At 66.8% G+C, this 10,048-nt stretch carries 4 protein-coding genes; 1 reads left to right on the plus strand and 3 read right to left on the minus strand.

The window, feature by feature from the left end; genetic code table 11:
• Positions 1-5,352: immunoglobulin-like domain-containing protein (locus RMO40_RS00185; RefSeq protein WP_309714777.1), on the minus strand; the 5,352-nt coding region annotated here is incomplete at its 3' end.
• 456 nt (positions 5,353-5,808) lie between these two features.
• Between RMO40_RS00185 and RMO40_RS00190 the strand changes: the two genes are divergently transcribed.
• Positions 5,809-7,710 (plus strand): diguanylate cyclase, encoded by a 1,902-nt coding sequence (locus RMO40_RS00190; RefSeq protein ID WP_309714780.1) that lies wholly within the window; start codon positions 5,809-5,811, stop codon positions 7,708-7,710.
• 106 nt (positions 7,711-7,816) lie between these two features.
• On the opposite strand, the gene RMO40_RS00195 is transcribed toward RMO40_RS00190, so the two are convergent.
• Together RMO40_RS00195 and RMO40_RS00200 are read right to left on the minus strand one after the other, a co-directional pair.
• Positions 7,817-9,274: an HlyD family type I secretion periplasmic adaptor subunit gene (locus RMO40_RS00195; protein WP_309714782.1), complete on the minus strand. Its 1,458-nt coding sequence runs from the start codon at positions 9,272-9,274 to the stop codon at positions 7,817-7,819.
• 155 nt (positions 9,275-9,429) lie between these two features.
• A partial coding sequence (locus RMO40_RS00200) for an ATP-binding cassette domain-containing protein (protein ID WP_309714784.1) occupies positions 9,430-10,048 on the minus strand: 619 nt, incomplete at its 5' end.

Below are 10,048 nucleotides of genomic sequence, written 5' to 3' on the forward strand. Positions count from 1 at the left end.
GCTTTCGAAGTTGCCACCGCTGGCCGAGACGATGCTGGCCGACACGGTGCCGGCGTCGATCAACACGTCATCGGCAGGGGCGGCCACCGGCACCGAGCCGGACGAGGCGCCTGCGGCGATGGTGATCTGCGCGCCGTTGGAGAGCGTCACCGTCACGGCGGTGCCGGCGGGTGAGCCGAGCGAGGCGGTGTAGACGATGTTGCCGCCTTCAGCCACCGAAGGCGTAGCGGTGAGCGACACGGTGGTGGTGTCGACGGTGTCGGTGACGCTGGTGGTCGCCGCTGCGGGGTTGACCACCAGGTTTTCGAAGTTGCCGCCGCTGGCCGCGGTGATGGTGGCCGAGATGGCGCTGGCGTCGACGAGCACGTCATCGCCCGGCGCGGCCACGGCCACGCTGCCGCTGGACGTGCCTGCGAGGATGGTGATGCTGGCGCCGTTGGAGAGCGTCACGCTGACTGCCGTGCTGGCAGGCGAGGTGAGCGAGGCGGTGTAGACGATGCTGCCACCTTCGCTGACCGACGGGGTCGCGGTGAGGCTGACGGTGGTGGTGTCAAGCGTGTCAATGACGGCGGTGGTTGCCGCGGCCGGGTTGACGGCCAGGCTCTCGAAGTTGCCGCCTGTCGCACCCGTGATGGTGGCCGACACCGAGCCGGCGTCGACGATCACGTCGTCGGCCGGAGCCAGCACCGCCACCGTGCCGGTGGAGGCACCGGCCGCGATGGTGATGAACGAACCGTTGGACAGATTGACCGTGACGGCCGTTTGCGCGGGCGCATTCAGGCTCGCGGTGTAGACGATGCTGCCGCCTTCGGCGACCGTGGCCGTGGCGGTGAGCGAGACGGTCGTCGTGGCGATCGTATCGGTGACGCTGGTGAGGGCCGGGGCCGGGTTCACCACCAGCGATTCGAAGTTGCCACCGCTGGCAGCGGTGATGGTGGCCGACACCGCGCCGGCGTCGACGTACACGTCATCGCCAGGCGCTGCCACGGCCACGCTGCCGCTGGAGGCACCTGCCGCGATGCTGAGGCTGGCGCCGTTCGAGAGCGTGATGTTCACCGCCGTGCCCGCAGGCGAGCTGAGCGAGGCGGTGTAGACGATGGAGCCGCCTTCGGCGACCGACGCGGTCGCATTGAGCGACAGCGTGGTGGTGTCGACCGTGTCGGTGATGGCGGTGACGGCAGGCGCCGGGTCCACGGCCAGCGGAATGCCGCCGCCCGAGGTGCTGGCGATGGTGGCGCTGAGGCTGCTCGGGTCGACGTAGACGTCTTCGTTCGCCGCGACCGGCACGCTCACGGAGCCGGTGAACGCACCCGCCGCCACGTTGATGACGGCGCCGTTCGACAAGGTCACGGTCAAGGCCGTGGCCGGCGCTTGGGTGAGCGTGGCGGTGTAGACGATGTTGCCGCCGGCCTCACTGAGGCTGGGTGTGGCCGCGAGGCTCACGGTCGAGATGTCGTTGTCGACGATGCCGGTGCTCACCGAGCCGGCGCCGCCGCTCACGACCAGGCTTTCGAAGTTGCCGCCGGTCACCGAGGTGATGGCCACGGTGAAGTTCTCGGGGCCTTCGGCGAGCACGTCGTCGATGGCGGCCACCGAGAAGCTGGCCAGGCTGGCGCCAGCGGGAATGGTGACGGTGGTGGTGCCGGTGAAATCGCTGCCGTTGGCGGCGTTGCCGCTGTAGGTGAGCGTCACGGTCACAGCGGTTTGCGCCACGCTGGTCAACGAGAGGGTGTAGTTGGCGCTGCCGGCTTCACTGACCGAGGCCGAGCCGGTGAGGCTCAAGGTGGTGGTGTCGAGCGTGTCGGTGATGCTGGTGCTGGCGGCCGACGGGTCGACAAGCAGCGATTCGAAATTGCCACCGGTGGCCGAGGCGATGGTGGCCGAGACCGAGCCGGCGTCGACCAGCACGTCGTCGCTGGGCGCAGCAACCGTCACCGTGCCAGACGATGCGCCGGCGGCGATGTTGATGAAGGAGCCGTTGGAGAGCGTCACCACCACCGCGGTCTGTGCGGCCGACGTGAGCGTGGCGGTGTAGACAATGCTGCCGCCTTCGGCCACGGCCGGGCTGGCGCTCAAGCTGACGGTGCTGGTGTCGGCATCGTCGTTCACCGTGGTGCTCACGGTCGAGCTGGTGGCGAGCGATTCGTAGCTGCCGCCGCTGGTGCCGGCGATGCTCACGCTGAAGCTCTGCGCGCCTTGCACAAAGTTGTCGTCCGCACGCACGGCAAAGGGCGCGCTGTCGGCCGAGCTCTGGCCGACCGGGATCACGATGCTCTGGCCGTTGTTGAGCGAGATCACCAGTGGCGTGCCGACGACCGGGTTGCTTAACGTGGCGGTGTAAACCACGCTGCCGCCTTCGCTCACGCTGGTGGCCGAAGAAGAGAGCGTGACGGTGCTCACGTCGGCGTCGTCGCTCACCGTGGTGGCAGCGGTACCGGTGGGCGTGAGGGCTTCGAAGTCGCCACCGCTGGTGTTGGCGATGGTCACCACCAAGGTGTCGTCGGGCTGCACGTGGGCGTCGTCGGCGCGCACGGCAAAGGGCGCGCTGCTGCCGCTGCTCTGGCCCACCGGGATGCTGATGACTTGGCCGTTGCTGAGGGTGATGAGAAGCGGCGCGCCGCTCACGGCTGCGCTCAGCGTGGCGGTGTAGACGAGGCTCCCGCCTTCGCTCACGTTGGTGGCCGAGGCCGTGAGCGTGACCGTGGTGCCGTCGGCGTTGTCGCTCACCGTGGTGGTGGCAGTGCCGGTGGGTGTCACGGCTTCGAAGCTGCCGCCTGCGGTGGTGGTGATGTTGACGTTGAGCGTGTCGGTGCCTTGCGCCAGCGCGTCGTCCGCGCGCACGGCGAAGGGCGCACTGATCCCGCTGCTCTGGCCGACCGGGATGGTGATGGTCTGGCCGTTGCTCAGCGTGATGACCAGGGATGAGCCGGCCACGGCGTTGTTCAGCGTGGCGGTGTAGACGATGCTGCCGCCTTCGATGACGCTGGCCGTCGAAGCGGTGAGTGTGGCGGTGGTCGCGTCGGCGTCGTCGCCTACCGTGGTGGTGGCGGTGCCGGTGGCGGTGAGGGCTTCGTAGTTGCCGCCGGTGGTGGCGCTGATGTTGACGCTGAGCGTGTCGCTGCCTTGCAGCTGCACGTCGTCGGCGCGCACAGCAAAGGGTGCGCTGCTGGCCGAACTCTGGCCGACCGGGATGGTGATCTGTTGGCCGTTGCTGAGCGTGACGACCAGGGGCACACCTGCGACCGGGCTGCTCACGCTGGCGGTGTAGGTGATGCTGCCGCCTTCGGTCACCGACGCGGCCGAGGCGCTGAGGGTGACGGTGCTCGTGTCGGTGTCGTCGGTCACCGTGGTGGTGGCCGTGCCGGTGGGCGTGAGGGCTTCGAAGCTGCCGCCGGCGGTGCCGCTGATGTTGACGGTGAGCGTGTCGGTGCCTTGCACGGCGGCGTCGTCTGGGCGCACGGCAAAGGGCGCACTGCTGCCACTGCTCTGGCCGACGGGAATCGTGATGGTCTGGCCGTTGATCAGCGTGATGACCAAGGGCGCACCGGCGACCGGGCTGCTCAAGCTGGCGGTGTAGACGACGCTGCCGCCTTCGGCCACGGTGGGGGTCGACGTGCTCAGCGTGACGGTGCTCGCATCGGCGTCGTCGGTCACGGTCGTGTTGACGGCCGGGCCGTTGTTCACGGCTTCGAAGTTGCCACCGCTCGTGCCGGTGATGGCCGTGCTGATGGTTTGCAAACCTTGCAGGTTGGCGTCGTCCGGGCGCAGCACGGCGGGCGCACTGTTGCCCGAGCTCTGTCCGACGGGAATGGTGATGGTCTGGCCGTTCGACAGGGTCACGACCAGCGGCGAGCCGGTCACCGTGTTGTTCACGCTGGCGGTGTAGACCACGCTGCCGCCTTCGGCGAGCGATGCGGTGGAGGCGCTCAGTGAAACGGTGCTGGCATCGGCGTCGTCGGTCACCGTGGTGGCGATGGTGCTGCCGGTGACGAGCGATGAGAAGTTGCCACCTGTGGTGCCGGCGACCGCAAGGGTCTGGGTCTGGCTGCCCTGGGCATGGTAGTCATCGGCACGCGTCACCACGGGGGTGGTGTTGCCACTGCTCTGGCCCGCCGGGATGGTGATGGTGCTGCCGTTGCTGAGCGTGATGACCAGCGGCGAGCCGCTGACCGGGTGGTCGACGGAGGCGCTGTAGACCACGCTGCCACCTTCGGTGACGGTGGTGGCCGAGGCAGCAAGGGTGACCGTGGTCGGCACCGGCGTCACGTTGACTTGGGCCGCGTTGGGGGTTGAGGTGGCGCCTTCGTTGTCGGTGACGGTGAAGCCGATCGTGCCCGTGCCGGTGTTGCCCGGGTTGGGCACGAAGACCAGTTGCGAGGCCTGGGTGGGTGTGAGCGTGGTGCCGGGCACGACTGGCGTCACGCCATCAGCCAGATAGAGCGCGCCGCCCGGGGGCAGGGTGGTCACGCTGATGCTGGCGACCGTGCCGTCCATGTCGGTGCCGGTCAGGTTGACGGGGATGCTGCTGTATTCAGGGCCGACGCTGGCAATGCCGGCATTGGCCAGCGGCGTGTCGTTGACCGACAGCACGCTGATCTGCACCGTGGCGGGGGCCGAAACGGCGCCTTGGTTGTCGGTGACGGTGAAGGTCACGGCAGCGCCGCCGTTGAAATCAGGCGCGGGGCGCCACAAGAGGCCGGCGGCTTGCGCGGGGGTGAGCGTCTGGCCGGCCACGACCGGCGTCACGCCATCGGCCAGCAGCAGCGCGCTGCCGGTGGGGATGCTGGTCACGTTGATGGCGGTCACGCTGCCATCGGTGTCTTGCCCGGTCAGCGAGATCGGCAGGGTGTTGTCTTCATTGCCGCTGCTGGCAGCGGTCGATGCCGTGGGGCGCTCGTTGAGCGGACCGGGCGCGGTAGGTGCAGCGGCTGCGGCTTGCCCGTCTTCCGGGGGTGTCGCGCGTGGCTCGACAAAACGGGCGGCCGTGTTGTCGTTGTTCTGCGTGAACGACGTCGAGCTGATGTCTTCCGAGATGCGGCCCACGCGCAGGCCGGGCTGCAGGCCCGAGCCGTCGCCCGGGTTCAAGCCGGCAGCCGGTGCGCTGAGGGCGTCGGGCTCGTTGAGCTCGGCGATCACGCGGTCGAGGTCGGTGGCCGGCGCAACAGCGGTGCGGGGTGTGTCGTGGTCGGGGGTGAGCTGGACGATGCCGTCTTGCGTGGTCAGGATCACGTCGCCCCGGTTGACGATGTCGCCCATGTTCAAGGCAACGAGCTTGCCGGATGGTGTGCGGCGCAAGGCAGAGCCCCAGAGACCTGTGACTTTGCCGTTGACGGTTTGAACAATGGTGGGCATACAAAAACCTCGGGCGAGATACCGCTCAGAATGCTTTTGAGAATAGCGGAGAAGCCCGGTTCTTAAGTGACCCGCATCGAGGCGTTTGCGTGAACAGAATCACCGCTGAGGTCAACTTGAGCGCGAATAAGAGACCGGTGATGGCCTCGTTGTTCAGCGTGCGCAAGCCGCCCGCAACCGTTATCGGCGGGGTTTTCTGAAACTTGAGCGCACGCGATTTTTGGCAAACCGCATGAAACAACCGGCAACACCCGGCTCATAGACGTACAGCGGCATGCGAAGCAAGGTGCATTCACCGGGAGCGTGAAGTACTTGTGGGCACGAGCGGGTTTGCGCAGCCCCTGGCGCTCAAGCGCAAGCCAAGCGCACCGAAAACCAACTACCGTGTCTTCGTCGCACGAGTGTCAGACCCGCTCTCAACGCCCAAAGATGTGTACCCCTCGCCGCGCCCTCGCCGTGTTACTGCTCGCACTGCAGTTGGCGTGGCTGTGCGCCGTGGGTTCCGCGGCGGCCGCGGTGCCGGCCGACATCGTTCTCGAAAGAGGGGCGACATCGGTGCGCATCGAGAGCGGCGTGGAGCTGCTGACCGAGGCACCTGGTGAGAACCTCACCCCCGAGCAGGCCATGTCCGCTTCGCTGGCCCCTCGCTGGCGCCCCTACGCGGGCAAGAGAGTCAACCTGGAGCGGCAAGCCACGCCGGTATGGATCCGCTTCAACCTGCGACACGAGGCCGAGCGCGACACCGAGTGGGTACTCGGGATTGCCTGGCCGATGCTCCAGGCGGTCGACTTCCATCAATTCGACCCGGGTCGCAATCGCTGGGTGGCCTCGCACAGCGCCGGCGTGAACCGCCCAGCCGACCCCCGGTTGTTGCGCGATCCGGGTTTGCTGTTCCCGGTGGTGATGCAACCCGGCGACCGGGCCAGCATGCTGCTGCGGGTGAACACCTCGAGCCAGCTGTTGGTGCCTCTCGTCCTGTGGGAGAAGAAGGAGCTGCACGCCAGCCGCCACGACCGCGCGGTGATGATGGGGCTGCTGTTCGGCATCCTGGGTGTGATGCTCTTCTACAACCTGAGCCTGTTCATCTTCACCCGCGACCGCAGCTTCCTTTCTTACTCGGTGTACCTGCTGTCGATCATCTTGTACGAATTGGCGGTCACCGGGTATGGCACGTACTACGTGTGGGGCGGCACCGACTGGTTGAAGTCTCGCGCCTACGAACTTTTTGCCTGCTTCAGTTTCCTCGCCGCGGCGGTCTTCTTCCGACACTTCCTCGACCTGAAGAACGCGGCCCGGCACCTGAACTGGATCAGCCTGGTCGTCATCAGCTTCTGGGTCGTCGCCTCGGTGATGGCCATGTTTCCGGCCACGCGGCTGCTGATCTGGATGATTGGCATCGGCGGCATCCTTTGCAGCCTGGCCGGCGTTTACAGCTCGGTGTACCTGGTGGCCCAGGGCAATGTCCTGGCGCGCTACTTTGCGCTGGCCTGGATCACCATCATCGCGGCCACCATCGTGATGATGCTGTCGATGTTCGGCGTGATCGACACGGGCTGGTGGATTCAGTACGTGCAGCAGATCGGCTTTGTTGTCGAGACCTTGCTGCTGTCTGTGGCGCTGGCCGAGCGCATCAAACGCGAAACGGCTTCCAAGGAAGCGGCGCAGCGTGAATCGCTGGTGCTCACCGGCCGCTTGCACGAAGAGCGCGACGAGAAAATCCGCGCCCAGGAGCATGCGCTGGCGGTGCAACTGCAAGCCAACGAAGAGCTGGAGCTGCGTGTGCTCGACCGCACCGCCGAGCTCAAGCGGGCGATGGAAAACATTGAACTCGCCAACATCGAGCTGGCCAAGCTGAGCGTGACGGACGCGCTCACCAAGGTGCACAACCGGCGCTACTTCGACGAGACCCTGAAGAAAGAGCACGACCGCTCGGCCCGCACCGGCACGCCGGTGGCCCTGGTCCTGGCCGACATCGACCACTTCAAGAAGATCAACGACAGCGTGGGCCATCTGGCCGGTGACGAATGCCTCAAGCTCGTGGCCACCACGCTGGCCGGCACGGCGGGCCGCTCCACCGATTTGGTGGCGCGCTACGGTGGCGAAGAATTCGCCGTCGTGCTGCCGGCCACCGATGCCGAACACGCCCTCGAAGTGGCCGAGCGCATGCGCGTCGCAGTGGAGTGCATCCAGTTCATCTACCGCGGCAAGCGCATCCCCGTGAGCATCAGCCTGGGTGTGGTGGCGCGCGTGGCGCAAGCGAGCCAGTCGGTGGCCGACTTCATCTCCGAAGCTGATCAGGCTTTGTACGCGGCCAAAGGCGCTGGCCGCAACCAGGTGCAGCTCGCGGCGAACGGCTGATTCGCGCAAGCGAAGCGATGCGCCCCTCCAGCAACGCCCGCGGAACCGGCTTTGCCGGGCCGCCAGGCGGCGCCCCTTGGCGGCAGGAGCGAAGCGACTGGGGGGGCTATCTCTCGCTCAGGGCGTAGGCCTTGACCTTAAGAACGGGTTTCAGCAGGTAGGTCAACACCGATTTGCGCCCAGTCAGCACGTCCACCTCGGCCGTCATGCCCGGGATGATGGGCAGCTTCTCGCTGAAGTTGGAGCGCGTGGTGCGCACCCGCACCAGGTAGTAGGCGTTGCCCCGCTCGTCGATCACGGTGTCGGGGCTGATGTTTTCCACCTTGGCGTCGAGCCCGCCGTAGATGGAGAAGTCGTAGGCGGTGAACTTGACGGTCGCGCTCTGGTCAGGGCGGATGAAGGCAATGTCTTTCGGCGCCATGCGGGCTTCGAGCACCAGCTGGTCGTCGAGCGGCACGATCTCCACGATGTCCTTGCCCGCCTGCACCACACCGCCCACGGTGTTGGCCAGCAGCCGCTGCACCCGCCCGCGCACAGGCGACTTCACCTGCGACTTGGCCACCTTGTCGCTCAAGGCCACCTGGCCTTCGTTCAAGGCGTTGAGCTTGCCCACCACCTCGGCGAGTTCCTTGCGGGCTTCGTTGCGGAAGGCGATCTCGGTCTCTTCGATCTTGCGCTGCGCTTCGCCGATGGCTGCCTGTACCCGCGCGATCTGCGCGCTGGCTTGCTCTGATTCGCCGCGGCTGCGCGAGAGGTCTCGCTCCAGCCGCAAGATGTCGACCTCGCTCACTGCGCCGCTGGCGAGCAGCGGTTTGGTCTTGGCGAGCTCCTGTTGCCCGAGCTCCAATGAGCGCTCAGCGGAACTCTTTCGCGAGCGCATTTCAGCCAGCTCCTGCTGACGCTGCTGCAGCTGCTGGCCGTTGATCGACAACAGCGTCGACAGCTCGGAGCGCTTGGCCTCGTACAGCTCCTTTTCGCCTTGCAGGATGCGTGCTTCTTCGGGGTCACCGCCCATCGGCGGCGGTGAAAAGGCCGAGCCTTCGGCCAGCGCCGTGAGCCGCGCCTGCCGCGCACGCAACGCAAAGCCCTGGGCAGCACTCTCTCGCACACCCGAGGTGGCGCGCGTTTCGTCGATCTTCAACAGCAACTGACCGGCTTCAACCACCTGGCCTTCCTTGACCAGGATCTCCGACACCACGCCGCCGTCGAACGACTGCAGCACCTGCAGCTGCCGCGACGGGATCACCCGGCCTTCGCCGCGTGTCACCTCGTCCACCTTGGCGAGTGCCGCCCACACGATGAGCAGCAACACGATCACCGCCGAGGCCCGCACGATCTTCTGTGCACGCTGTGTCTTGCCGCGTGACATCACTTCATCGGCTTCTTGCTCGAAGCTGCGAAATCCGGCCTGGTTGGCCTGCTGGTCGGTGGCGGTGCTGCCAAACACACGGTCGCTGATCGGCGCCAGCAGCACGCGCAGCTTTTCAAGCGCGGCCAGAATGCGCTGGCCGATGCGAAACAGAAAGGCGTTGGTGCGGCCTTCGGGTTGGCTGGGTTCGTTCATGTGGGTTCCCGATGGGGCGCCGTTTCTTTACCGCCAAGGCGCCAAGGTCGCAAAGAACGCGAAGGAAAAAGAGTCTTTCTTTGCGATCTTTGCGACCTTTGCGTCTTTGCGGTGAAAAGACCGGCCGATGTGCTCCGCGGCGGCCATGACGCGCCTCATGCGGCTCTCGCGATGCGCCCCGTGGAGAGCGCTTCCATGATCCGGTCGCGCGGCCCGTCGGCCACGATCTTGCCGCCGTCGATCACGATCACTCGCGTGACCATGGCCAGCAGCGAGGTGCGGTGCGTGACCAGCACCACCGTCTTGTTGTGCGCAAACTGGGCCACGTTCTGGGTGATCTGCGCTTCGGTGGTGAAGTCCATCGCGCTGGTGGGTTCGTCGAGCAGCAGGATGGGTGCGTTGTGCAGCACCGCGCGTGCAAGGCCGATGCCCTGGCGCTGGCCGCCCGAGAGCGATTCGCCGCGCTCGCCCACCGGCATGTCGAAGCCGCGCGGGTGGCGGTTGATGAAGCTCACCATGCCGGCCAGCTCGGCGGCAGCCACCACCGCGGAGTCGTCGGCGTAGGGCAGGCCGAAGGTGATGTTGTCGCGCAGCGTGCCGTAGAAGAGCGTCACGTCTTGCGACACGTAGCCGAGGTTGCGCCGCACGTCGGCCGGGTCGAGCTGGCGCAGGTCGATGCCGTCGAGCAGCACGGCGCCGTCGGTCGGCTGGTACAGGCCCATGATGAGGCGCTGGATGGTCGACTTGCCCGAGCCCACGCGCCCGATCAGCGCC

The organism is Rhizobacter sp. (genome assembly GCF_031412075.1).
In the GTDB taxonomy this organism is placed as follows: domain Bacteria; phylum Pseudomonadota; class Gammaproteobacteria; order Burkholderiales; family Burkholderiaceae_C; genus Rhizobacter.